Here is a 413-nt window from a genome sequence, read left to right on the forward strand (position 1 = left end):
GGGCGAGTTCCTGGCCCAGGGCGTGCGGGTCGAAGTAGGCGAAGAAGCGGCGGATGCGGTCGCCATCCCACTCGATGATGGAGACGCCCTCGTAGGCGACGGCGGCGCCGTTGTGGGCGGTGCCCTGCGTCTCCCACTCCAGGGCCACGCGGTCACCGGATTCGATCATGTTGCGGAAGGTGGACTTCACCTGGCCGAGGGTGCCTTTGTATTCGGTCCAGAAGCGGCGGGCGCCGTCGGCCCCGGAGAAGATGCTGGGAGAGGCGACGTTGCTCACCTGGGCGTCGTCGGCGAAGAGGGCGACCAGCGAGTCGATGTCGCCGTGCTCCTCCAGTTTCAGCAGTGCGTCCACGAACCGCTGCGCTCGTTCCATCGGCATCGCGCGTCCTCACTCAGGGGAAGGTGTTTCCGGG

1 protein-coding gene is annotated in these 413 nt (G+C 67.3%); it reads right to left on the bottom strand.

Annotation, left to right across the window (positions count from 1 at the left end):
* Positions 1-379: nuclear transport factor 2 family protein (locus D7V93_RS44215; RefSeq protein WP_147451745.1), on the bottom strand; the 379-nt coding region annotated here is incomplete at its 3' end.
* Between the last annotated feature and the right edge of the window lie 34 nt (positions 380-413).

It is taken from the genome of Corallococcus llansteffanensis (assembly GCF_003612055.1).
GTDB lineage: Bacteria > Myxococcota > Myxococcia > Myxococcales > Myxococcaceae > Corallococcus > Corallococcus llansteffanensis.